Raw genomic sequence first — 21,618 nt, forward strand, 5'->3', positions numbered from 1 at the left:
AGCGCACTTCACTGAGGGGAGACGGGCGATGGACGACCCGTGGGGCATCTCCGGACCGGATTTCGTGGTCCTCTACATCGCGCTGCTGGGCGCGGTCCTGCTGATCAGGCTCATCGTCGCGGGCGTCGTCGCCGGCCGGGCGCTGCGGTCCGACCAGGCACAACCCGGGCCGCCGCCGTCGGTCTACCAGCTGGCCTTCCTGGCCGGCGGGCCCGACCGGGCGGTCGACACCGCGATCGCCGCCCTGGTCGAACGCGGCCAGTTGCGCGTCAACAGCTACAAGCAGATCAGCCAGGCCGGGACGCGGCCGGGCGAGCCGCTGGAGCAGGCCATCTTCGACGCGGCGCAGCTGAAGACGACGGCGACGCTGCGAGCCCACGGCCGCCGGTCGGCGGCGATGCGGGCGCTGGAGGACGGGCTCGAGCAGCGCGGGCTGCTGGTGTCGGCCGTGGCGAAGCGGCAGTCCAGGACGTTCGGGCTGGTCCTGCAGCTGGCCGTGCTGGTGCTCGGCGTGGCCCGGCTGGTCAACGGCATCTCGCTCGGCCGGCCGGTCGGCGTGCTGGTGTTCCTGGTGCTGGTCGCGGCGGTGCTGACGATCGTGGCCGCGGTCCGGCGGTCGAAGACCGGTCCTCGGCAGCCGAACGCCGCCGGGCAGCGGGTCCTCGGCCAGGCGCGCACGGCGGCGTCCGGGCCGATGCCGGGCGGCGCGCTGGCCGGCGGGGTGCTGCTGGGCGGCGCCGCGGCGGCGGTCGCGCTCGGCGGCTGGGCGATGTACCCGGACGAGGAGCTGAGCGCGGCGCTGATGCCGCCCGCGGGCTCCTTCGGCGGCGGCGGTTCGTCGGGCGGCTCTTCGTGCAGCAGCGGGTCGTCGTGCTCGAGCTCGTCGTGCAGCAGCGGGTCTTCCTGCGGTGGCGGGTCGTCGTGCGGTGGAGGTGGGTGCGGTGGGTGAACTCGGCATCGGGATCGGCTGGCGGCACGAGCTCGACCTGTCCATCGCGCGCCTGCCGGGCGTCGACTGGGTCGAGGTCGTCGCCGAGAACCTGCACCACGACCACCTGCCGGAGACGCTCGTGGCGCTGCGGCGGCGCGGGATGCCGGTGCTGCCGCACGCCGTCTCGCTGTCCCTCGGCGGGGCCGAGCCACTCGACACGGGGCGCGTCCAGCACCTCGCGGAGGTCGCGCGGGCGCTGGACGCGCCGCTGGTCAGCGACCACGTGTGCTTCGTGCGCGCGGGCGGGCTCGACTCGGGGCACCTGATGCCGCTCCCCCGCACGCGCGAGGCACTGGACGTGCTGGTGGCGAACGTCCGGCTGGCTCAGTCCATAGTGGACGTGCCGTTCGCGCTGGAGAACATCGCGGCGGTGCTGGAGTGGCCTTCTTCTGAGCTCACCGAAGAACAGTTCCTCACCGAGCTGACCGAGCGCACGGACTGCCGGCTGATCATCGACGTCGCGAACCTGTACGCGAACGCGCGCAACATCGGCACGGACCCGGAGGCGTTCCTCGACGGCATCCCGTGGGAGCGCCTGGCGTACGTGCACATGGCGGGTGGTGTCGAGCGCGACGGCGTCTACCACGACACGCACGCGCACCCGGTGCTGCCGGAGGTCCTGGCGCTGCTGGCGGAGCTCCGGCGCCGCACGGACCCCCCGGGGGTACTGCTGGAACGCGACGACGACTACCCGAGCGACGACGAGCTGGCGGCGGAGCTGGCGGCTTTGCGGGCGGCGGTGACGGTGTGAGCCGCTCGGACCTGGCCCGGCAGCAGGCCTCGCTGCTGCGGGCGTTGCTGGCTTCGGGCCCGGCCCCGGAAGGTTTCGACGCCGCCCGGCTGCGGGTGGAGGCTTCGGTGCTGCGGCGCAAGCACGGGCGGGTGCTGGCGCATCAGCGGCCCGAGCTGGCGGAGTCGCTTGGGGAGCGGTTCGGGCCGCTGTTCCTGGAGTTCAACGCGGGGCGGCCGAAGCGGGACACCGAGCGGTCGGGGGCTTATGCGGACGCGTTTGTGGAGTGGTTGGTCGCGGGTGGGCATCTGCCGAAGCCTCGGCGGGGGTTGGTGTCCCGGCTCAGGCGCCGGTGAGCCGTGCTGGGGCGTTGGGGTGTGGACAACCGGGCTCGGACCAGGCCTTCTGTCGGGGGGGTGCCGGTAAACTGGGTGCGGGGGCATCCCCCGGGAAGGGCGGGCCGCGCTTGGCTGCGCCGTGTCAGGGAGTCCAGGTCGGTTTGTCGACTCCCGGCAACCGCGTCCCGAAGTCCCAGTGGGGCTCCGCTCCCGGCAGCCCTCCCGCCATCCGGACCCGCGTCAGCCGGCCGTAACCGCTGTCCGTCTCCTCCAGCAGATCACTGAAGTTCACCTCAGCAGCGCCAGGATCCTTACGCCCCAAGGAATCCAGCCAATGGCCCGTGCCCGCCAAGGACAGCCGAACCCGCCAGGTGCCTCCGTCGGTGACCTGCCGGCGGACCGCCGTCATGATCGCCGCCGCTGCGAGCCAACCCGTTGCGTGGTCCAACGCCTGGAGCGGCAACGGCGCCGGGTCCGGGCCCCACGCGATGCCGCTCGACATCTGGACCAGGCTGTCGAACCCGCGCCTGCGGGCCCACGGCCCTTCCCAGCCATACGCGCTCAAATCGGCGATTACCAAACCCGGGCGCAGTGACGCCAACTCCGAAGGCCCGAAGCCGATCCGGGCCAGCGCGCCCGGGCGGAACGACTGCAGCAGCACGTCCGCGCGGCTGATCAGCTTCTTCAGCCGCGCGCGACCGCCCTCGGTGTCGAGCGCGACGAACGTCGACCGCTTGCCCTGCCCCGTGTCGCGCGCCAACGCTTCGACGCGCGGGAGGTGCGCCGCGCCCACGTGCAGGACGTCGGCGCCGTGTGCGGCCAGGACCCGGCCCGCCACCGGCCCCGCGAGCACGTGCGTCAGCTCCAGGACCCGGACGCCGCCCATCGGACGGTCCGAGTAGAACAACGTCCGCTTCGGCGCCGCCCCCACCGGTTCCAGCGAAACCAACGGCAGCGAAGCCACCGCTGACCCCTGCGGGTGCGCCGCCCAGTCCTCGGGGGACCGCAGCTGGGCCGCCGCTCCCCCGGCCGACACCACCGCGTGCTCGACCTCCCGCGCGCCCCGCCCGGCGACCGCCTTCTCGACGGCTTCGCGGGTGCCGGGCACTCCGAGGCCCCAGCACACCGCCGCTTCGTGGCGCGGGTAGTTGCAGTGCAGGCGCACCCAGCCGTCGGCCGTGCGGTAGTTGCCCGACAGTGGCGCCCACACCGGCTCCGGTGAAACGCCCTCGACGTGCCCCAAGCCCTCGCTCGCGAACGCCGCCGCCGCGTGGCGCGTGTCCGCCGTGACGACGCCGGGCTCGATCTCGCGCAGCTTCAGCAGCTCCCCGGCGGCCAGGGTCGCCGCCGCGACGGAGGCCGTTGCGGCCGCCGCCACCCGGTACGGGCCGGGCAGGACGTCTTCGGCGCCGGTCAGCTCGACCGGTCCCGGCTCTTCCCCGGTGAGGGTGCGCCAGACGCCGTCCAGGATCGCGTCCACTAGGGCAGGGCCGCGACGAGCTCGGCGGGCGGCACGCGGGTGCCGGTGTAGAACGGGATCTCTTCGCGCACGTGCAGGCGGGCCTCGGTGCCGCGCAGGTGGCGCATCAGGTCGACGATCCGGTGCAGCTCGTCCGCCTCGAAGGCGAGGATCCACTCGTAGTCGCCCAGCGCGAACGACGCGACGGTGTTGGCGCGCACGTCCGGGTAGTCGCGGGCCTCCTTGCCGTGGTCGGCGAGCATCTTGCGGCGCTCGGCGTCCGGCAGCAGGTACCACTCGTAGGACCGGACGAACGGGTACACGCAGATGAACTTGCGGGCCTCTTCGCCGGCCAGGAACGCCGGGATGTGGCTCTTGTTGAACTCGGCGGGCCGGTGCAGCGCGGTCTGGCTCCAGACCGGCGTCGACGCGCGGCCGAGCGGAGTGCGGCGGAACCCGGCGTAGGCGGCCTGGACCTGCTCGATCTCCTCGGCGTGCCACCAGATCATGAAGTCGGCGTCGGCGCGCAGGGCAGACAGGTCGTACACACCGCGGACCGTGACGCCCTTGGCCTCCAGGCCGTCGAGGTACTCGGTGGTCTCGCGCCCGGCCGTTCCCCGGTCCTCGCCCAGCCGCCCCGGCTCGATCTTGAAGACCGACCAGGTGGTGTACCGGATGGTGTCGTTGAGCTCGTTGTAGTTGACCCGCGCCATGCCTCCATCCTGTCACCGCGACGGCCGCCACGGCCGCCAGGGTCGGGTGAGAGCACTCACGCGAAGGAGCGGCTCAAGCCGTCAGGTGCGCCGCGATCCGGTGCGCCGCCGCTTCCGCCGTCGCCACGCACGCCGGCAGCCCCACACCGTGCAGCGTCGCGCCGGCGACCGCCAGGCCCGGCACGCCTTCGACCGCCTTCTCGATCCGTTCCACGCGCTCCAGGTGCCCGGCGCCGTACTGCGGCAGCCCGCCGCCCCAGCGGGTCACCAGGGTCTCGACCGGGTCGGCCCTGATGCTGGTCAGGCGCGCGAGGTCGGCGCGGACCACGCGGACCAGCTCGACGTCGTCGGCCTGCAGCGCGCCCAGCTCGCCGAAGCGCCCGACCGAGCCGCGGACCAGCACCGGCCCCGAGCCGAAGTGCGCCCACTTGCGCGAAGAGAAGGTGAACGCCTTCGCCGCGTACGGCACTCCGGCGGAGTCTCGCTCGCCCTGGCCGATGAGGATCCCGGACGCCTCGGGCAGCGCCGTGCCCGGCGGGAGCGCCAGCGCGACGACGGCCATCGAGGCCAGCTCGACCTCGCCGAACGCCGCCGACGCCGCCGGCACCAGCTCGGCGAGCAGCCGCCGGGCCGACGGGGCCGGCACCGCGAGCACCACCGCGTCCGCTTCGACGGTGTTGTCCGCGGGCGCGTGCGCGGTGGGCGCCGCGCCGATGCGCAGCCGCCAGCCGGCGCCGCGCCGTTCGACGTCGCAGACCGGCAGCCCGGTGCGCAGCTCGGCGCCGGACAGCTCGGTGAGCCGGTCGATCACCGTGCCCAGACCGCCGGGGACGGTGCCGAACACCGGCGCCGAAGACGGGTTCGCGGGCAGCTGCGCTTTGGCGGCCGCGGTCAGCGACCCCGCGCCCGCGGCCACCGCCGCGGCCAGGCCCGGCATGGTCGCGCGCAGGCCCAAGCCGTCCGCGCCACCCGCGTAGACACCGCCGAGCAGGGGGTCGACGAGCCGGTCGACCAGCTCGTCGCCGAAGCGTTCGCGCAGCAGCGGTCCCAGCGGCAGGTCGCCGCCCGGCAGCCGCAGCTCCGGCAGTGTCACCTCGGCTTCGACCGCGCGCCGCCCCGCCTCCGACAGCACGCCGGCCACCGACTCCGCCGACGCCGGGACGCCCATCACCGTGCCCGGCGGCAGGCCGGTGACCCCGCCGCCGGCGTGGATCTTCGCGCGGGCCGCCGTCGGGTGGACGACGTCGAGCCCCAGCTCGCGGACCAGCCCGAGCATCTCGGGCCGGCGGACCAGGAAGGCCTCCGCGCCGACGTCGTAGGGCACGCCGGCCAGCTCGGCCGTGCGCAGCTTCCCGCCCGGCGTCTTCGTCTTCTCGAACACGACGATCTCGACGCCGTCGCCGAGCAGCCGCCGCAGCCGGTACGCCGCGGTCAGCCCGGAAACACCGCCCCCGACGACGGCGACGCGCTTCACAGCTCGTGCACCAGCCCGACCACGCGGGTCAGCACCTCGGGGTCGACGCCGGGCAGCACGCCGTGGCCCAGGTTGAAGATGTGCCCGTCGGCCGCGCGGCCCTCTTCGACGATCCGGCGGACCTCGGCTTCGAGGACCGGCCAGGACGCGTGCAGCAGCGCCGGGTCGAGGTTGCCCTGCACAACAGCCTGGCCGCCGAGGCGGCGCACCGCTTCGTCGAGGGGGATCCGCCAGTCGACGCCGACGACGTCCGCGCCCGCGTCGCGCATCGCGGCGAGCAGCTCGCCGGTGCCGACGCCGAAGTGGATCCGTGGCACGCCGTACTCCGCCACGCCGGCGAGGACCTTCGCCGAGTGCGGCAGCACGAACTCGCGGTAGTCCCGCTCGGACAGCGCGCCGGCCCAGGAGTCGAACAGCTGGACCGCGTCGACGCCGGCGTCGAGCTGCGCGCGCAGGAAGGTCAGCGCGATGTCGGCCAGGCGGCCGGCCAGCTCGTGCCAGACCTCCGGCGCCGAGTGCATCAGCGCCTTGGTGTGCTCGTGGTTGCGGCTCGGGCCGCCCTCGATGAGGTAGCTGGCGAGGGTGAACGGCGCGCCGGCGAAGCCGATCAGCGGGGTGCCGCCGAGCCGCTCGACCAGCAGGCGGACGCCGTCGGCGACCGACGCGACCTGGTCGGGAGCCAGCTCCGGCAGGGCCTTGACGGCGGCGAGGTCGCGGATCGGCGCCGCGGCCACCGGGCCGGTGCCGGGCACGATGTCGATGTCGACCCCGGCGGCTTTCAGCGGCACGACGATGTCGCTGAAGAGGATGGCCGCGTCGACGCCGTGCCGGCGGACCGGCTGCAGCGTGATCTCGGCGAGCATCTCGGGGTCGAAACAGGCGTCGAGCATCGGCACGCCCTCGCGCAGCGCGCGGTACTCGGGCAGCGAGCGGCCGGCCTGGCGCATGAACCAGACGGGCGTGCGGGCCGGGCGGTCGCCGCGCGCGGCGACCAGGAAGGGGGCTTCGGGCAGCTCGCGGCGGCCGGACGGGGCGGCTCGCTGCGGCAGGGGCGTGGTCGGAGACATCGCCGTCAATCGTGCCACGAGCCGGGGGCCGCGGTTCCATCGGCGCGCCTGCGCCCGCAACAGGGCGTGCCCGCCCTAAAGTCGGTGCGTGACCGCGATGACGCCAGTGCCCGAACTCTTCCGTGAAGCAGTTGTGGCGCTGCAGTCCGTCCGGCCCCGCCGGGAGGTGCTGCTGGAGCCGATGCGGGCGCCGCAGCGGCTCGCGCCGTGGTCGTACGCGGTCAGCTGCGAGGTCTCCGGGCCCGCGGACGTGCTGGCCTCGGGCCGGCTGGTCCTGCTGCACGACCCGGACGGCCAGGACGGCTGGGACGGCGTGCTTCGCCTCGTCATGTACGTGCGCGCGGAGCTGGACCGCGAGCTCGCGACCGATCCCTTCCTGCCGGCGGTCGGCTGGTCGTGGCTGACCGACGCGCTCGAGGTGTCCGGCGCGAGCTGGAAGGCGCTGGGCGGCACGGTCACCGAAACGTCGTCGGCCCGCTTCGGCGACATCTCCGGCCCGGCCCGCACCGACGACCTCGAGCTGCGGGCGTCGTGGACCCCGACCGACGCCGGGCTGCTGCCGCACGGGCAGGCCTTCTGCCAGGTGATGGCCAGCGTCGTGGGCCTGCCGCCGGTCGGCGTGACGCTCTTCGGGCAGCGCCAGAGCTCCTGAGCCGCGGCGTCCGGGCGATCATCGGTCACGGATCTGCAACAGCGAGCGCCTGCGAGTCGCCTCCCGGGTCACCTCTTGTACGGATGTGAGCAAATTTCACATCCGCTGAACGACGTCCAACATCGGCCGCGCCACTCCGGCGGCGGCCGAGTGCCTCGCTGCGCACGCGAAGTGGTCCGGACAACTACGGACCCCTGAGGACCACCCGCGCTGTTCCTGAGGGCGTTTCACGTCCTCGGCGCGTGCCCCCGTTCGTGAACGAGAGGCCGTCACGCACCGCTACAAGATCAACTTGCGCCGCGCGGCCCGGCACCGGCCCGCGAGCGATACGGACAGTCACCGTTTCCGGTCCGAAAATCGCCGCCGGGGCCCTTCGGAAAAGTTGATCATGCCCCGGCCGGGGCCACATTCCGGGCCTCCGGGACGGCCATCCGGACCCTCGTCACTACGCGCACCGGCAGCTGCACACTTCATCTGCACGGCCATTTGGTCGCCGGTAACTTCTTTGCATCGTGTTCGCTGGGCTATCCGTTAGCAACCGGCCGTGTACTAGCCCGATCGTGTTACTACGAACCCACTGAGTGACTGTTCGTTTGAGATAGATACCCATTCGATCCCCCCGCGAAGGGCTCCGGGCGGCTACAGTGCCTTCGACGACACCACTTTCGGTCTAAAGCTGGCGCGGCTGAACGGCCGAAGGTCCCGGTGCCGGTCGGGGGGCACGACCGACTCCAGGGAGGTAGTGACGTGGCTACCGTCGGCATTTCTCAGGCCGTCCGATCCACGCCAGCCGGTGCATTGCCGGCGAGCATGGTTCCGCACCCGCGGGAAGAGCTTTTTTCCGTGTTGGTGGTCGATGACCACCCGCTGTTGAGGGAGGCAATCGCAGCAAGACTCGCACAGATGGGTGCGGGTACCGTCCACGAAGCCGCCACGGTGGCCGAAGCGAGGGCGCGAGCACAGGCCACTGGGCCTTGTGACCTGGCGATCCTCGACCTCGGACTGCCGGACGGCAGCGGTATCGAGCTGGTTACGGAACTCCGTAGCCACGGCTGGCCGCGCGTGGTCGTACTCGCATCTTCGGACGACCCGTACGCGGTGCGCTCGGCCTTCCAGGCCGGGGCCCAGGCGTACCTGCTGAAGTCCGCGTCGCCGGTCGTCGTGACCGACGGCGTGCGGCGTGTGCTCGAGGGCGGCGTCTACGCCGACCCGAGCGTGGCTCCGGTGCTCGCCACCGGAACCCGCGTCGCGGGCACCGACAACACCCCGCGCGAGCTTTCCGCTCGTGAGGTGGAGGTGCTCCAGCTGGTCGCCGACGGACAGTCCAACAAGGAGATCGGCGAGGAACTTTCCCTCTCCGCGCTCACCGTCAAGTCCCACCTGTCCCGGATCGGGCGCAAGCTCGGCACGGGCGACCGGGCTCAGATGGTGGCGCTGGCCATGCGGGCCGGCGTCATCCGCTGACACGAGCGACATCCCCGCGGGGCGGGCGCACCAGGCGCGGTACGCCCGTCCCGTAGGGTCGCACACCATGGGAAGCACAGAGGCCGAGGACACCGGGATGGAGATCGAGTCCACGGGCGGCCCGGTGCTGCTACGCGAGCCCGCGGAGGGCACACCCTCGGTGGTCGCCAGTCAGTCCGCGCTGGTCGAAGCCTGCGCGCGGCTGGCCGCGGGCACCGGCGCGGTCGCCGTCGACACCGAACGCGCGTCCGGCTACCGCTACTGGCCCAAGGCCTACCTCGTCCAGCTGCGGCGCGAAGGTTCCGGCACGGTCCTGGTCGACCCGACCGAGCTGGACGACCTCACGCCGTTGAAGAACGTCCTCAACTCCCTGGAGTGGGTGCTGCACGCCGCCTCCCAGGACCTCCCCTGCCTCGCCGAGCTGGACCTGCACCCGGCGGCCCTGTTCGACACCGAGCTGGCCGGCCGCCTGGCGGGCTACGAGCGCGTGGCCCTCGGGACGCTCGTCGAGCTGCTGCTCGGCTACACCCTCGAGAAGGGCCACAGCGCGGCCGACTGGTCCAAGCGGCCGTTGCCGGTCGACTGGCTCAACTACGCCGCTCTCGACGTCGAGCTGCTCATCCAGCTGCGGGAAAAGCTGGAAGCGGAGCTGGGCGCCCAGGGCAAGCTGGAGTGGGCCCGGCAGGAGTTCGAAGCGGTCCGGACGGCCCCGCCGCCCGCGCCGCGGGCCGAGCCGTGGCGCCGGACGTCCGGGGTGCACAAGATCCGCAACCCGCGCGGCCTCGCGGCGGTCCGCGAGCTGTGGCAGGCCCGCGACGAGCTGGCCCGCAAGCGCGACCGAGCGCCGAGCCGCATCCTGCCCGACAGCGCGATCATCAACGCCGTGACGGCGGACCCGAAGACGGTCGAGGACCTGCAGGCGCTGCCGGTGTTCAGCGGCCGGGTCCAGCGGAAGTACACGGCGAGCTGGCTGCGGCACCTGCAGGCCGCGAAGGCGCTGCCGGCTTCGGAGCTGCCGTCGCCGTCCCAGCCGACGGACGGCCCGCCCCCGGTGAACCGCTGGGCGGACAAGGACCCGGACGCGGCGGCGAGGCTGTCGGCGGCCCGCGCGGCCCTGACGGCGATCGCGGAGGACCGCCGGCTGCCGGTGGAGAACCTGCTGCTGCCGGACCTGGTCCGCCGCACGTGCTGGCGCCCCCCGGCCGAGACCGACGAGGACACGGTCGCGGAGGTCCTGAGGGCGGGAGGGGCCCGGCCGTGGCAGGTCGAGCTGACCGTCACGGCCCTGAGCAAGGCTTTGCAGGCGACGGCGGCCGCCTGAGCTGGTCCGGCGGGGCCTGCGCCGATCGGCCAAGAGCGATCTGGCGGCGACAGCCAGGCCCGCGAAGGTGAGCCCGCGGCGGGTGCACCGGACCGCCGTCTGAGCGGGCCGGGCGGGGCAAGCGCCGGTCGGCCGCGGTCAGGCGGACGGCTGCGCGGCTTGTGCCGGGCGGCCACGGCGTGCCGGGCGATGGCTGAAACGCAGTGAATGACTCATTCACTGCGTCCAGCGCCATGAATGAGTCACTCACTGCGCGCCCACAGCGATCGGTCAAGACCCGCCAGTCGGCGGCTGCGCCCGCGTTACTCGGCCAAGAGCGATCTGGCGGTGACAGCTTGGCCTGACCGCTGCCTCCGGATCGTGTGGCTCGCGACCGCTCTCAGCGGGTCGCAGCCAGATGCCTGCGGAACCTCGCCGCGTGCTCATCCAGCGCCGCGTCGATCCGCGCCGCCACCGGAGGATCGGCCGTGGTCACCACCCCATGGATGAACACCGGTCCCGCACACCCCGCGATCTCCTCCCGCAGGATCGCCTCGAACTCCCCCGCCGACGTCGTGCTCCGGACCCGCGCATACCCCGACGCCGACGCCCAGCCGCACAGATCCGTGCGCGTCGACGGCACCAGCTGGCCGCCGGTCGACGCGTACCTGCCGTCGTCGAGCAGGACGTGGACCAGCGGGAGGTCGCTCAACGCTCCCGCCGTCACCAGGCCGACCGGGTTCATCAGGAGGGCTCCGTCGCCGTCCACCACCACCGTCGTTCGGCCCGTCTCGCGGGCCACTCCGATGCCGATCGAGGACGCCAGGCCCATCGAGCCCGTCATGTAGAAGTGGCTCGGCCGGTCCGCTATGCCGCGCGCGATGCGGCACGAATAGCCCGTGGTGAAGACCACCGGCTCGTGGGTGGTCGCCGCGATCACGGCGCTGATCGCCGCCGTCTTGTTCATGCTCGCCAGCCGAACACCGCCGGGGGCACCAGCAGGGCCGCGGGACGGCGGTCCGCCGCCACGATCCGGTGCACCCGCTCCACCTGGGGCCCTCGCGGCCGGTCGCCGTCCAGGGTCAGCGCCTCGATGCCCAGCTGGGCCAGCAGCGGCTCGGTGAGCCGGCCCATCACCAGGTTCTCCTGCGTGGGGTCCGGGTCGGTGCCGCGCATGCTGATCACGAACAGCATCGGGATCCGGTACGGCTCGACGAGCGAGGCGATCGCGTTGATCGACTGCCCGAACCCGGAGTTCTGCATGAGGACCACCGGCAGCCGCCCGGCGAGCGACGCTCCCGCGGCGATCCCCACCGCGTTGTCCTCGCGGGCGACCGTGAGCAGGCCCGCGAGCTCGTCCAGCGCGGTGAACATCGGCGAGAGGATCCCGCACGGCGTGCCGAGGAACGGCCCGAAGCCGGCGGTGACCAGCTCGCCGCACAGGTCCGTGGCGACGTCGACGTCCTGGAAGTAGGCGGTCATCACGCGGCCTCGGCTTCGTCGAGGTCGAAACCGACGGGGGTGGTGACCCGCTCGAGGCCGGCGAGGAACTCGTCGAGGTCGATCACCCGGGACTCTTCGATGCCCGGGCCGGTGCCGACGATCCGGGTGTGCGGGGGCCGGTCGGCGTCGGCGAAGTGGACGGCGGTCAGCTTCCCGGCCTCGTCGACCGCGATCACCGGCGTGAAGACCAGGAAGTCCCGGACCGCGTCCGTGTCGCGCAGCACCCGCAGGTGCAGCCGCTTGTCGCGGAAGTGGTCGGTGGGCAGCTCGGTGAGCGGGTGCAGGCGCCGCTTGAACTGGAAGACACCCTTGCCGGGAAACGGCTCGCCGCCCGACATGTCCATCTGCTGGATCTTCTCGTGGCCGACCGAGCACTCCATGCCCAGGTACCAGAGCGCCTTGACCGCGCCACTGCGGTAGTGCGTCTCGTCGCCGTCGAGCACGCCGAGCAGCCGCGCGCGCAGGATGCGGCGGTCGTCGTCGAGCCGGACCAGCACCCCGGCGACGCGCTTGCCGCCTTCGGTGACGAAGAACAGCGCGCCGCGCTGGAACAGGCAGTTCACCGCGGTGTCCCAGTCAGCGCTGCGGGTCGCCTTGCCGTGCCGGAAACCCATGGTGGGCAGGTGCATCCGCTCGTAGAAGAACTCGAGGTCCGCCATCGTGTGGCCGCGTTCCCACGCCCAGTCGTTCTTGGCGCGCAGGTTGGCGAACTGCTTGCGCTCGTTGCGGGAGACCTTCTTCGACATGGCCTCCATGTCCGGCAGCACCTCGAGGATCTGCTGGATCCGGAACGGCAGCACGAGCGAGTTGGCCTGCGGCAGCGCGGCGGCCTGACGGCTGCCGCAGCCGGTGAACACGATGTCGGCGTCCACTGTGGACAAACGGCGGCCGCGCCGCTCGGTCTGGGTGATGTCCTCGCAGGTGCGCTCCAGCTGCTCGCGCAGGAACGGCAGCACGTGCCGCCCGCCCGCGGGGAAGCCCCGGTACCCGACGGCGAGCCGCGGCTCTTCGCGGACCAGCAGGCCGTCCAGCCGCTCGGCGAACGGCGAGGTGTCCACCAGCTGGCGGGCGGCCGCCCAGGCGCCGGTGCCGTGGTCCCACCGGTAACGCAGCTGCGACACCATGTTCCGCGGCGAAAAGGCGGCCATCAGATCGCCTCGCCCGAAGCGGCGGCGAGGATGACCTTCTTCAGGTCCGCGCCGGTGTCGACCGGGTGGAGCCGGTGCTCGGGGATCGGCGTGAAGTCGTCTTCGGAGTAGCACCCCGAACCGTGCACGACGACTTCGTCGGCGGTCAGCAGGCCGCGGTCGATCGCGTTCAGCACCCCGGTCAGGGCCATGACCAGCGACCACTCCCGCAGTTTCCACGGGTCGGCGGGGAGCCGGACGCCGGAGCCGGCCAGCAGCGTCCGGATCCGCGGGTAGCGCGCGAGGCACTCCTGCCGGGAGACGACGATGCCGCCGCCGCCCTGGCGCCGGATGATCTCGTTCATCACCGGGGACGTCGCGGGCGAGCGGGTGTAGAACGTCGGCTCGAGGTTCTCCGCCGGGTCGAACGTCGTCGCCGGGAACCACGGGTCCGCGTCCTGGCGGAACAGCCCGGTCTCCGGATCGTGGTGGTACTCGGGCACTTCCGTGCCGTACAGGCTCGTCACCATGTCCGGGGTCGCCAGGTGCTGGACGAGGAAGTACTGCGACGGGAACTCCGCCGGCGGCAGCATCGTCGTGCCGAAGTGGTGGCCCAGCAGCCCGAACGCGCTGGACACCGAGTGCGCGTGCGCCCGGGTGGTCCCCGGCGCCTGGGGCAGGAACTCCCGTTCCGCGAACGCGCGGGCGGCGTCGGCGCCGCGGTAGTTGGCCAGGTCGAGGGTGTACCAGAGGTTGACGCCGAACCCGGACTTCAGCTCGGCCGCCGCCTCGGGGAAGGCCTCGGTCGCGGTCAGCTTGACGTCGGCCGGGACGTCGCAGTGCCGCACGCACATCGGGTTGCGGGCCGCGAGGTCCGGGTCGGCGGTGAGCGCCGAGGACCAGAGCTTGCCGCGCGCGACGTCGGGCACCAGCGTGACGATCTGCAGCTCCTCCGGGGTGACCAGCCCGGCCCGGTGCGCCCGCAGGACCGCGTCGCGCAACGCGGTCGCCTTGTTGGCCGACGACGGCGTCAGGATCATCACGCGCTCGCCGGTCTCGCGGATGTAGCGGACCGCGCGGGCGACCATGACGAGCGAGCCGAACGTCTTCGTCGTGCGCGTCCCGGGGTTGCGCATCATGTCGAGCAGCACCAGCCGCGAACCGTGGTGCGCGCCCAGCTCGGTGAAGCCGATTTCCGCCACCGAAAAGAAGTCCCGGAGCTTCGAGTCCACCACGGGGAGCTCGAAGCCCGGGTTGAACGCCCCGGAGGGGGCGCTTTCGGCTTGGCAGCGGTCCAGGGCCAGCCGGAGCCGGTCTTCGAACGCCGTCAGGGTGTTCACGCCTTCGATGATGTCCGCAGTCATGGCCGTCCCTGGTCGCCAGTCACGAGTCGCCTTCTTCCCACCGGGGGTACGCGGAGCTTCCCGGGCACCGATGGTTTCAGGCGACCGACCGCGACCGCGTCTCTTCGGCTGCGGCGCCGGTGCGGACGCCGACCAGCAGCCCGCGTCCGGTCAGGCCGCCGGTGTCCCAGGTCGCTTCGACGCCGGCCAGCGCGGCCGCCTCGATGAGCTCCTCCCGGGTGAACATCGCGACCTTGTGGCGTTCGGTGCGCGCGGTGATCTCGCCGTCCTGCGCGGCGACGTAGTGCATGATCAGCTCGGTCAGCTGACCGTGCACCCGGAAGATCCGCACCCGCACCAGCTTCATGTCGGGGTCCTCGATGACCACGACCGCGCTGCTGCCGTCGACCCAGTTCTCCTCCTGGTCGACGATCATGTCCGGCTGGATCCACGGCTCGACCACGAGGACACCGCCGGGTGCGAGGTGCCGGGCGAGGCACCGCATCGCGGCCTGCATGCGTTCGACGGTCTGCACGTACGCGATCGCGCTGTACAGGCAGGTGACGACGTCGAAGCGGCGGCCGAGGTCGAAGTCGGTCATGTCCCCTTCGCTGAACGGGATCCCGGGCAGCCGGTCGCGCGCGACCTCGAGCAGGCCGGGCTCGACGTCGACGCCTTCGCAGGAGTACTGCTCGCCCAGGTGCCGCAGGTGGCCACCGGTGCCGCAGGCGACGTCGAGCAGGGTCCGCGCTCCCGGGTGGTTCCGGCGCACGTGCTCGACGATCTGCCGCGACTCCGCGGCGTAGTCCTTGTTGCGGTGCAGACGGTCGTACCAGGACGCGGATTCGGTGTACATGCCCCGGAATTGTTCGCCGCCTCCCGCCCGCGGCGCATCTCCCGTCGTGGCAAGGTCGCAGCGCAGTCCGGAAGAACGGCGAGCAGGGCAGAAGACGCCCGTGGATCACCGCGGATCGGAAGATGGTTTCGACTGATGTTCGAGCCGGGTTCAGTCGTCACCGCGATCCGACACCAGGGGACAGAGTGGCTCAAACAGAGCGGACAGCCAAGGGATTCGAGGAGGGCCGCACAGCCGAGGCGGGCTGGTTCGGCGAGCTGACCCGGCGGCGCAGCGCGGGTCCGGTCTCGCCCCAGCACCGGGTCCTGCCCCGGGAGATCTCGCCGGAGACCCTCGCCGTGCACGCCGGGACCTACGAGGACCCGGTCACCGGGAGCGTCGGCACGCCGATCTTCCAGACGAGCACGTTCCTGCTCGACGACGCCAGCTACGGCGCGTTCTCCGACGGCGCGCTGCGCGACGTCCCGATCTACACCCGCTACGGAAACCCGTCGCAGTGGTCGGTGCAGGAGAAGATCGCCGCGCTCGAAAACGCCGAGAGCGCGCTGGTGACCTCGTCCGGGATGAGCGCGATCGCCAGCACCATCTACGCGCTGACGAACTCGGGCAGCCACATCATCTCCGCCTACGACGTCTACGGCGGCACCTACAACCTGCTGCGCGAGGACATGCCCTCGGCCGGGCGCGAGGTGACGTTCGTCGACCCGACCGACGTCGACGCCGTCCGCGCCGCGGTCCGCGAAGAGACCCAGCTGCTGTTCTTCGAGACGCTGACCAACCCGCTGCTCAAGGCGCCCGCGATCCGCGAGATCGCCCAGGTCGCCCGAGAGGCCAACGCGTTGCTGGTGGTGGACAACACCTTCCTGACCCCGGTGATGTCGCAGCCGCTGGCACAGGGTGCGGACATCGTCGTGCACAGCGCGACGAAGTACCTCGCCGGGCACAGCGACCTGACCGCGGGCGCGGTGGTCGGGCGGCGCAAGTTCCTCGACCGGATCTGGGCGCAGGCGCTGCGGTTCGGCGGCACGCTCGAACCGCTCTGCTGCTTCCTGCTGGAGCGCGGGCTCAAGACGTTGCCGCTGCGCATCCGGACCCAGAACGAAAACGCGCGTGAGATCGCGAAGTTCCTGGCCGGCCACGACCGGATCGCCGACGTCCACCACCCGGACCTCGGCGGCGACCGCTACGCGAACCTGCGGCGCGCGGACTACGCGGGCTACGGCGGCATGGTCAGCTTCGAGGTCAAGGGCGGCGACCAGGCCGCGCTGGCGTTCATGCGGAACCTGAAGATCCCCTACGTCGCCACGAGCCTCGGCGGGGTCGAATCGCTCGTGAGCATGCCGAGCAACACCTCGCACAGTTCGCTGACCTCGCGGCAGATGGCGCTGATCGGGATCAACCCGGGACTCGTCCGGCTGTCCGCGGGCATCGAGAACATCCGCGACCTGATCGAGGATCTCGCCCACGCGCTCGACGCGCTGCCCGAGGAAGGTGTGCGATGAGGAACAGCTTCAACACCGCGGGATTCAGCGAGGTCGTCCACGAAACCCGGGAAGACGTCTCGGAAGCCTGGTACTGCTACCGCGGCAAGGCGCGCTACTCCCCCCGCCGGGGCCTCTCGGCGTCGAACGGCGCGGCCGTGCTCGGCAGCGTCAAGTCCACCCGGAAGTTCGCGTTCGAGCTCAGCGACGACGAATGGCGCGACGCGGACGGCCTGCCGCCCACCGGGGCGCCGACGCCGATCGACCTGGCGCTGACCGGGGTCGGCTCGTGCTCGCTGAAGACGATGGTCGGCGGCGGGAGCGCGCAGGGGGTTGTGTTCGACACCCTCGAGCTGCACATCGAGAGCGGCAACGGGATCGACTGCCGGTTCGAGGTCGGCGTCCAGGACCAGGACGCGCTGATCGACCAGCTGCTGCGCAAGGTCGAGAACTTCAGCCCGAACCACAAGACGCTGACCGCGGTCGTCCCGCTCGAAGTGTCGTATGTGGACCCCAAGGGTGGTGCCGAGACGGAGACGATCGCCGGCGCCGAGGCCACCGCCCGGATCCGCCGCCCGGTGGCGGCCCGGCGCGTGCGCTGGATCAGCGGGGTGCAGCTGGAGTCCTACCCCGCCGACGGGGACGGCGTCACCGTGCGGATCGACTCGCCGAAGCAGCTCACCGGCGTCGACTGGGGCCCCAACCCGCAGGAGCACCTGCTGATGGGCCTGGCCGCGGACATCGCGGCGCACCTCGGGCAGCTGTCGCGCGAACGGCTCGGCGAGCAGCTCGAATGGCACGTCGTCACCGACGGCAAGGTCGACATCCGCGGGCTGCTCAACTCCGACCCCGAGGCGATCGTGCACATGCAGGAAGTGCAGTGCGCCATCACGGCCCCGGGGATCCTCGACCCGGCCCTGCGGGAGCTCGCCCACGAGGCCGTCGTCCGCTCGGAGGTGCGAAGCCTCATCTGCGACCGCCAGACCGTGGGCGTGACGCTGCAGCCGCCGGTCTACCGAGCCCCGACGTGGCAGCGGGGCAGGAGCGCGTCGTGAGCTCGGCCAGGCACCGCTCGACCGGCGTGCTCGCGGTCGGGGGCGGCCCCGCCAACCTCAGCCTGGCCGCGCTGGCCGAGCCGATCGGCGACTGCGCCGTCTCCGTGCTGGAGTCCCGGACGTCGGTGGCGTGGCACCCGGGCCTGCTGTGGGACAACTCGCGGCTGCAGGTCAGCAGCGTCAAGGACCTCGTCAGCCTGGTCGACCCGCGCAGCCGGTTCAGCTTCCTCAACTTCCTGCACGAGCAGGGGCGGCTGTACCGGCACCTCATCGCGAACCCCCAGTTCGTCAGCCGCAAGGAGTTCGACCAGTACTTCACGTGGGCGGCGCAGCTGCTCGGCACCTACCTCGACGAGACCGTCGAGGCGGTCGAGCACGACGGCGCCCGGTTCGTCGTGCAGACGAGCCGGGGCCGGTGGTCGGCCGACCACCTCGTGCTCGGCGTGGGCCAGGTGCCGTGCTTCCCGCCGTTCACGCGGAAGATCGAGAACCCGGCGCTGTGGCACGCTTCGCGCCACCTCGACCGCGGCCTCCCGGTCGAGGGCAAGGACGTCCTGCTGGTCGGCGGCGGGCAGAGCGGCGCGGAGGTCGCGCTCGACCTGATCTCCGGCCGCACCGGCCTGCCCCGCCGGCTGACCTGGGTGGCCGGCCGTGAGGGCCTCTCGCCGCTGGACGACTCGCCGTTCGCCAACGAGTGGTTCAACCCGAGCTACGTCGAGTACTTCCACGGCCTGTCCGCGGACCAGCGCTCGCGCCTGTCGCGCAAGCAGCTGGGCGCGATCCGGGGCATCACGCAGGACCTGCTGGCACAGGTCTACAAACGGCTGTACGAGATCGACTACCTGCTGCCCGAGCCGTTCGACCACCGGCTGCTGGCGGGCGTGGAGCTGGCGGACCTGGCCGAGAGGCCCGGCGGTTTCCACGGTTCGCTGCGGGACACGGTGACCGGCGCCGAGCAGGAGGTGACCGCCGACCTCGTGGTCCTCGCGACGGGGTTCCGCGCGGAGCTGCCGAGATTCATGGAGCCCTTGGGCGGCCGTCTTCCGATCCTCGACGGCGCGTACGAGGTGGAGCGGGACTACCGGGTGCGCTGGGACGGCCCCGACACGAACCGCATCTACGTCCAGAACGGCGCCCGGCGCACCCACGGCGTCGGGGATCCCAACCTGAGCCTGGCGTCCTGGCGCAGCGCGACGATCCTCAACAGCCTGCTGGGCCGTGAGGTCTATTCGCTCAAGGACGAGGACATCACGCTGTCGGTCGCCTGAGCCCACGACGAAACCGCCGTCCGGAGATTTCCTTCCGGACGGCGGTTTCGCCGTGGATCAGCGGATCGTCAGGCCCTGGTCGCGCAGCCAGACGTCCAGCTCCACCACCGGGATCAGCATGTGGGCGGTGCCGGCGTGGGTCATCGTCCGCGAGTCGCTCCCGGCCAGCTCGCGCAGCGCCGCCGGGTCGAGCAGGTCCCGCAGCGGGGACGCCGAGTCGTCCAGCAACGCCCGCGCGGCGTCCCGGACGGCGACGTCGTGCTCGGGGTCGTGCATCGCCGGGTACGCGCTCTTCGGCCGGTAGAGCACCGGGTCCGGCAGCAGGTCCTGGACCGCCATGCGCAGCAGGCTCTTCTCGCGGCCGTCGGCGACCTTCATCTCCCACGGCACGTTCCAGACGTACTCGAGGAGCCGGTGGTCGCAGAACGGCACGCGCACCTCCAGGCTGACCGCCATGCTCATCCGGTCCTTGCGGTCCAGCAGCATCAGCAACGGCCCGTGCAGGCTGTAGAACAGCACCTCGCGCATGCGGGCGTTCAGGCCGTCCTCGCCGGGCAGGCGGGGCACCTGGGCGCGCAGGGTCGCGTAGCGGTCCGCGGTCTGCGCGTCCGGGCGGAGGGCCGCGCGGGCGTCCGCGGTGAGGTACTCCGTGAGCTGGGGCGCGTCGCCGAGCCACGGGAACTTCTCGCGCCAGACCGTGTCCGAGTCGTGGAACCACGGGTAGCCGCCGAAGACCTCGTCGGCCGCCTCACCGGACAGCGCGACGGTGGACCGCTCGCGCAGCGCGGCGAACATCAGGTACATCGACGTGTCGAACTGGCCGATGCTCGGCAGGTCGCGGGCGCGGCGGGCGGCCGGGATCGCCTCGGCGACGTCGCGCGCCTTCAGCACGACCTCCACATGCTCGGAGCCGATGTGCTCGGCGACCATCGCCGCGTAGGGCGCGTCCCGTTCGGGGCGCAGCTGCGTGGAGCGGAAGTGCTCCTCCTCGCCGTCGAACCGGACCGAGTAGGTGAGCAACGGGCCCTCGCCGGACCGCTTGAGGCTGCGGGCCGCCAGCGCCGCGATCGCACTGGAGTCCAGCCCGCCGGAGAGCATCGACGCGCGCGGCACGTCGGCGATCAGCTGGCGCTCGACGATGTCCTCCAGCAGCTCCCGCACGGTGCTCACGGTCGTGCCGAGGTCGTCGGGGTGCTCGTGGCTGACCAGCCGCCAGTACGGGGACTCGTGGCAGCCGCGCCGGTCGATCCGGACGACGTGACCGGGCTTGACCTCGCGCATGCCGTCGATCGCCGTCTCACCCGGCAGCGCGAACCGCGGGTTGAACAGGATCGGCAACGCGGCCAGCGAAACGCCCGCGCTGAACGCCGGGTTCGCCAGGATGCCCTTGGGCTCGGACGCGAACAGCACCCCGCCGGGTGTGGGCGCGTAGTAGAGCGGCTTGATGCCGAGCCGGTCGCGGGCGAGCAGCAGCTCCTCGCGGTCGGCGTCCCAGACGGCGAAGGCGAACATCCCGTTGAACCGCTCGACGCACCCGGCGCCCCACTCCTGGTAGGCGCGCAGCACGACTTCGGTGTCCGAGCGCGTCGCGAAGTGGTGGCCCAGCCCGGTGAGCTGACCGCGCAGCTCGCGGAAGTTGTAGACCTCGCCCGAGTAGACCAGCACCACCGGCGCGTCCCGGCGACCGGACTCGGCGGTCATCGGCTGGGCGCCGCCCGCCACGTCGATCACGGCCAGCCGCCGGTGCCCGAGCCCGGTGTGCGGGCCCAGCCACGTGCCGCGGTCGTCCGGCCCGCGCAGGGCCATGGTGTCGGTCATCGTGTCGAGCACGTCCTGCTCACCGCGGAGGTCCCGGGTGAAGTCCAGCCAGCCGACAATGCCACACATCAGGTGGTCCCCTTCCTGGTCAAGGTGCCCCAGCGACCTGGGGAACGGCCTTTTCGAACCCGCGGACGTCCCCCGCGAAGACCCCGTCGGCCCGCGGATGAGCCACGACGACGTCGGTGAAGCCCAGTTCGCCGCACCGGCCCACCAGGTCGGCGAGCCGTCCCGGTGAGCTGTACGGGTCGGTGACGACCCGGCTCAGGTTGACCAGCCGGCGCAGCTGTCCGGCCGGGCGGCCGGTTTCCCGGCAGGCGCGGTCCAGCAGCGCGGACTGCCGCCGCAGCGTGCCGAACGCGCGTTCCTCGTCCTCGGCGCCGGGCGCGGCGGGCTCGCCGATGGTCACCCAGTAGTCGCCCAGCTCGGCGGCCAGGCGCATCCCCCGCGGCCCGCTCGCCGCGACGGCCAGCGGCACCCGCGGCCGCTGCACGCAGCCCGGCACCATCCGGACGTCGGTCGCGGTGAAGTGCCGGCCGGCGAAGGACGTCTTCGGCTGCCGCAGCAACCGGTCGAGCAGGGTGACGAACTCCTCGAACCGCGCGGTCCGGTCCGCCCGTGTCGGCGCTTCGCCGCCGAGGGCGGTGTCGTCGGGGCCCGCGGCGCCCGCGCCGACGCCGAGCACGAACCGGCCCTCGCTCAGGTGGTCCAGCGCCATCGCCTGCTTCGCGGTGAGCACGGGGTGGCGGAAGTTCGGCGTCGTCACGAGCACGCCGAGCGTGAGTTCGCTCGTGCAGCACGCCGCGCCGGCCAGCGTGGTCATCGCGTCGAACCACGGCCGGTCGGCCAGCGACCGCCACGAGAGGTGGTCGAGGGTCCAGGCGTGCCGGAACCCGAGGTCCGCCACCCGGCGCCAGACGTCGTCCGCCGACCGGCCCGGGTGTTCCGGCAGCACCAGGGTGCCGAGCCGGACGGTCAT

At 72.3% G+C, this 21,618-nt stretch carries 20 protein-coding genes; 9 read left to right on the top strand and 11 right to left on the bottom strand.

Annotated features, from left to right (window positions below; translation table 11 throughout):
• The first annotated feature begins 28 nt into the window (after positions 1–28).
• The 3 genes from ACZ63E_RS21105 to ACZ63E_RS21115 are packed head-to-tail and all read left to right on the top strand — an operon-like array spanning position 29 to position 2,077.
• The gene (locus ACZ63E_RS21105; RefSeq protein WP_465337838.1) at positions 29–949 is read left to right on the top strand and encodes a TIGR04222 domain-containing membrane protein; all 921 of its coding nucleotides are present in this window, start codon (positions 29–31) and stop codon (positions 947–949) included.
• Complete coding sequence (locus tag ACZ63E_RS21110) at positions 942–1,742, top strand: MbnB/TglH/ChrH family RiPP precursor modification enzyme (protein WP_465307276.1); 801 nt, start codon at positions 942–944, stop codon at positions 1,740–1,742. The genes ACZ63E_RS21105 and ACZ63E_RS21110 overlap by 8 nt, the downstream gene beginning before the upstream one ends.
• A complete protein-coding gene (locus tag ACZ63E_RS21115) occupies positions 1,739–2,077 on the top strand; it encodes an SCO6045 C-terminal-like domain-containing protein (protein ID WP_465337839.1) in 339 nt (112 codons plus the stop codon). The genes ACZ63E_RS21110 and ACZ63E_RS21115 overlap by 4 nt, the downstream gene beginning before the upstream one ends.
• 124 nt (positions 2,078–2,201) lie before the next feature.
• Here the strand turns inward: ACZ63E_RS21115 and ACZ63E_RS21120 are convergent, their stop codons facing one another.
• From ACZ63E_RS21120 to hemE, 4 genes are all read right to left on the bottom strand, one after another.
• Positions 2,202–3,530: a CoA transferase gene (locus ACZ63E_RS21120; protein ID WP_465338094.1), complete on the bottom strand. Its 1,329-nt coding sequence runs from the start codon at positions 3,528–3,530 to the stop codon at positions 2,202–2,204.
• An 8-nt stretch (positions 3,531–3,538) separates the two neighbouring features.
• Positions 3,539–4,231, bottom strand: a complete 693-nt coding sequence (gene hemQ / locus ACZ63E_RS21125) for a hydrogen peroxide-dependent heme synthase (RefSeq protein WP_465307280.1) — start codon at positions 4,229–4,231, stop codon at positions 3,539–3,541.
• A gap of 73 nt (positions 4,232–4,304) precedes the next feature.
• Positions 4,305–5,705, bottom strand: a complete 1,401-nt coding sequence (hemG, locus tag ACZ63E_RS21130; RefSeq protein ID WP_465337840.1) for a protoporphyrinogen oxidase — start codon at positions 5,703–5,705, stop codon at positions 4,305–4,307.
• The gene (hemE, locus tag ACZ63E_RS21135) at positions 5,702–6,772 is read right to left on the bottom strand and encodes a uroporphyrinogen decarboxylase (protein ID WP_465337841.1); all 1,071 of its coding nucleotides are present in this window, start codon (positions 6,770–6,772) and stop codon (positions 5,702–5,704) included. The genes hemG and hemE overlap by 4 nt, the downstream gene beginning before the upstream one ends.
• Before the next feature lie 88 nt (positions 6,773–6,860).
• On the opposite strand from hemE, the gene ACZ63E_RS21140 reads away from it, so the two are divergent.
• From ACZ63E_RS21140 to ACZ63E_RS21150, 3 genes are all read left to right on the top strand, one after another.
• A complete protein-coding gene (locus ACZ63E_RS21140) occupies positions 6,861–7,424 on the top strand; it encodes a DUF3000 domain-containing protein (protein WP_465307285.1) in 564 nt (187 codons plus the stop codon).
• 747 nt (positions 7,425–8,171) lie between these two features.
• Positions 8,172–8,888, top strand: coding sequence for a response regulator (locus ACZ63E_RS21145; RefSeq protein WP_033261886.1), 717 nt, complete (start codon positions 8,172–8,174; stop codon positions 8,886–8,888).
• Between the two features lie 97 nt (positions 8,889–8,985).
• Positions 8,986–10,209, top strand: a complete 1,224-nt coding sequence (locus tag ACZ63E_RS21150) for an HRDC domain-containing protein (protein WP_465338095.1) — start codon at positions 8,986–8,988, stop codon at positions 10,207–10,209.
• 379 nt (positions 10,210–10,588) lie between these two features.
• Here ACZ63E_RS21150 and ACZ63E_RS21155 read toward each other — a convergent pair whose 3' ends face one another.
• From ACZ63E_RS21155 to ACZ63E_RS21175, 5 genes are all read right to left on the bottom strand, one after another.
• Entirely contained in the window at positions 10,589–11,155 is a 567-nt protein-coding gene (locus ACZ63E_RS21155; RefSeq protein WP_465337842.1) for a thiamine pyrophosphate-dependent enzyme, read from the bottom strand.
• On the bottom strand, positions 11,152–11,670 hold the full coding sequence (locus ACZ63E_RS21160; protein ID WP_465337843.1) for a hypothetical protein: 519 nt from the start codon (positions 11,668–11,670) through the stop codon (positions 11,152–11,154). Before ACZ63E_RS21160 ends, ACZ63E_RS21155 begins: the two co-directional genes overlap by 4 nt.
• Positions 11,670–12,839, bottom strand: a complete 1,170-nt coding sequence (locus ACZ63E_RS21165; RefSeq protein ID WP_465337844.1) for a hypothetical protein — start codon at positions 12,837–12,839, stop codon at positions 11,670–11,672. The genes ACZ63E_RS21160 and ACZ63E_RS21165 overlap by 1 nt, the downstream gene beginning before the upstream one ends.
• Complete coding sequence (locus ACZ63E_RS21170) at positions 12,839–14,182, bottom strand: DUF6002 family protein (protein WP_465337845.1); 1,344 nt, start codon at positions 14,180–14,182, stop codon at positions 12,839–12,841. The genes ACZ63E_RS21165 and ACZ63E_RS21170 overlap by 1 nt, the downstream gene beginning before the upstream one ends.
• Positions 14,183–14,258: 76 nt before the next feature.
• Complete coding sequence (locus ACZ63E_RS21175) at positions 14,259–15,017, bottom strand: class I SAM-dependent methyltransferase (protein ID WP_465337846.1); 759 nt, start codon at positions 15,015–15,017, stop codon at positions 14,259–14,261.
• Between the two features lie 185 nt (positions 15,018–15,202).
• On the opposite strand from ACZ63E_RS21175, the gene ACZ63E_RS21180 reads away from it, so the two are divergent.
• From ACZ63E_RS21180 to ACZ63E_RS21190, 3 genes are read left to right on the top strand one after another with little or no spacing between them, the layout of a single operon-like run.
• Positions 15,203–16,519, top strand: a complete 1,317-nt coding sequence (locus tag ACZ63E_RS21180; RefSeq protein WP_465337847.1) for a trans-sulfuration enzyme family protein — start codon at positions 15,203–15,205, stop codon at positions 16,517–16,519.
• Positions 16,516–17,553 carry an OsmC family protein gene (locus ACZ63E_RS21185; protein ID WP_465337848.1) on the top strand — a complete coding sequence of 346 codons (1,038 nt, stop codon included), beginning with the start codon at positions 16,516–16,518 and terminating at the stop codon, positions 17,551–17,553. Before ACZ63E_RS21180 ends, ACZ63E_RS21185 begins: the two co-directional genes overlap by 4 nt.
• The gene (locus ACZ63E_RS21190; protein ID WP_465337849.1) at positions 17,550–18,821 is read left to right on the top strand and encodes a lysine N(6)-hydroxylase/L-ornithine N(5)-oxygenase family protein; all 1,272 of its coding nucleotides are present in this window, start codon (positions 17,550–17,552) and stop codon (positions 18,819–18,821) included. Before ACZ63E_RS21185 ends, ACZ63E_RS21190 begins: the two co-directional genes overlap by 4 nt.
• 57 nt (positions 18,822–18,878) lie before the next feature.
• Here ACZ63E_RS21190 and asnB read toward each other — a convergent pair whose 3' ends face one another.
• Complete coding sequence (gene asnB / locus ACZ63E_RS21195) at positions 18,879–20,708, bottom strand: asparagine synthase (glutamine-hydrolyzing) (RefSeq protein WP_465337850.1); 1,830 nt, start codon at positions 20,706–20,708, stop codon at positions 18,879–18,881.
• A gap of 19 nt (positions 20,709–20,727) precedes the next feature.
• Positions 20,728–21,618, bottom strand: coding sequence for an LLM class flavin-dependent oxidoreductase (locus ACZ63E_RS21200; RefSeq protein WP_465337851.1), 891 nt, complete (start codon positions 21,616–21,618; stop codon positions 20,728–20,730).

The sequence above is a fragment of the Amycolatopsis sp. NPDC104819 genome, from assembly GCF_055583145.1.

Excerpts from the sequence above, each read along its gene's own strand:
- ACZ63E_RS21105 (WP_465337838.1), top strand. The coding sequence starts at position 29 with ATGGACGACCCGTGGGGCATCTCCGGACCGGATTTCGTGGTCCTCTAC.
- hemQ (WP_465307280.1), bottom strand. The coding sequence starts at position 4,231 with ATGGCGCGGGTCAACTACAACGAGCTCAACGACACCATCCGGTACACC.
- hemE (WP_465337841.1), bottom strand. The coding sequence starts at position 6,772 with ATGTCTCCGACCACGCCCCTGCCGCAGCGAGCCGCCCCGTCCGGCCGC.
- ACZ63E_RS21150 (WP_465338095.1), top strand. The coding sequence starts at position 8,986 with ATGGAGATCGAGTCCACGGGCGGCCCGGTGCTGCTACGCGAGCCCGCG.
- ACZ63E_RS21155 (WP_465337842.1), bottom strand. The coding sequence starts at position 11,155 with ATGAACAAGACGGCGGCGATCAGCGCCGTGATCGCGGCGACCACCCAC.
- ACZ63E_RS21160 (WP_465337843.1), bottom strand. The coding sequence starts at position 11,670 with ATGACCGCCTACTTCCAGGACGTCGACGTCGCCACGGACCTGTGCGGC.
- ACZ63E_RS21165 (WP_465337844.1), bottom strand. The coding sequence starts at position 12,839 with ATGGCCGCCTTTTCGCCGCGGAACATGGTGTCGCAGCTGCGTTACCGG.
- ACZ63E_RS21170 (WP_465337845.1), bottom strand. The coding sequence starts at position 14,182 with ATGACTGCGGACATCATCGAAGGCGTGAACACCCTGACGGCGTTCGAA.
- ACZ63E_RS21175 (WP_465337846.1), bottom strand. The coding sequence starts at position 15,017 with ATGTACACCGAATCCGCGTCCTGGTACGACCGTCTGCACCGCAACAAG.
- ACZ63E_RS21185 (WP_465337848.1), top strand. The coding sequence starts at position 16,516 with ATGAGGAACAGCTTCAACACCGCGGGATTCAGCGAGGTCGTCCACGAA.
- asnB (WP_465337850.1), bottom strand. The coding sequence starts at position 20,708 with ATGTGTGGCATTGTCGGCTGGCTGGACTTCACCCGGGACCTCCGCGGT.
- ACZ63E_RS21200 (WP_465337851.1), bottom strand. The coding sequence starts at position 21,618 with ATGACCGTCCGGCTCGGCACCCTGGTGCTGCCGGAACACCCGGGCCGG.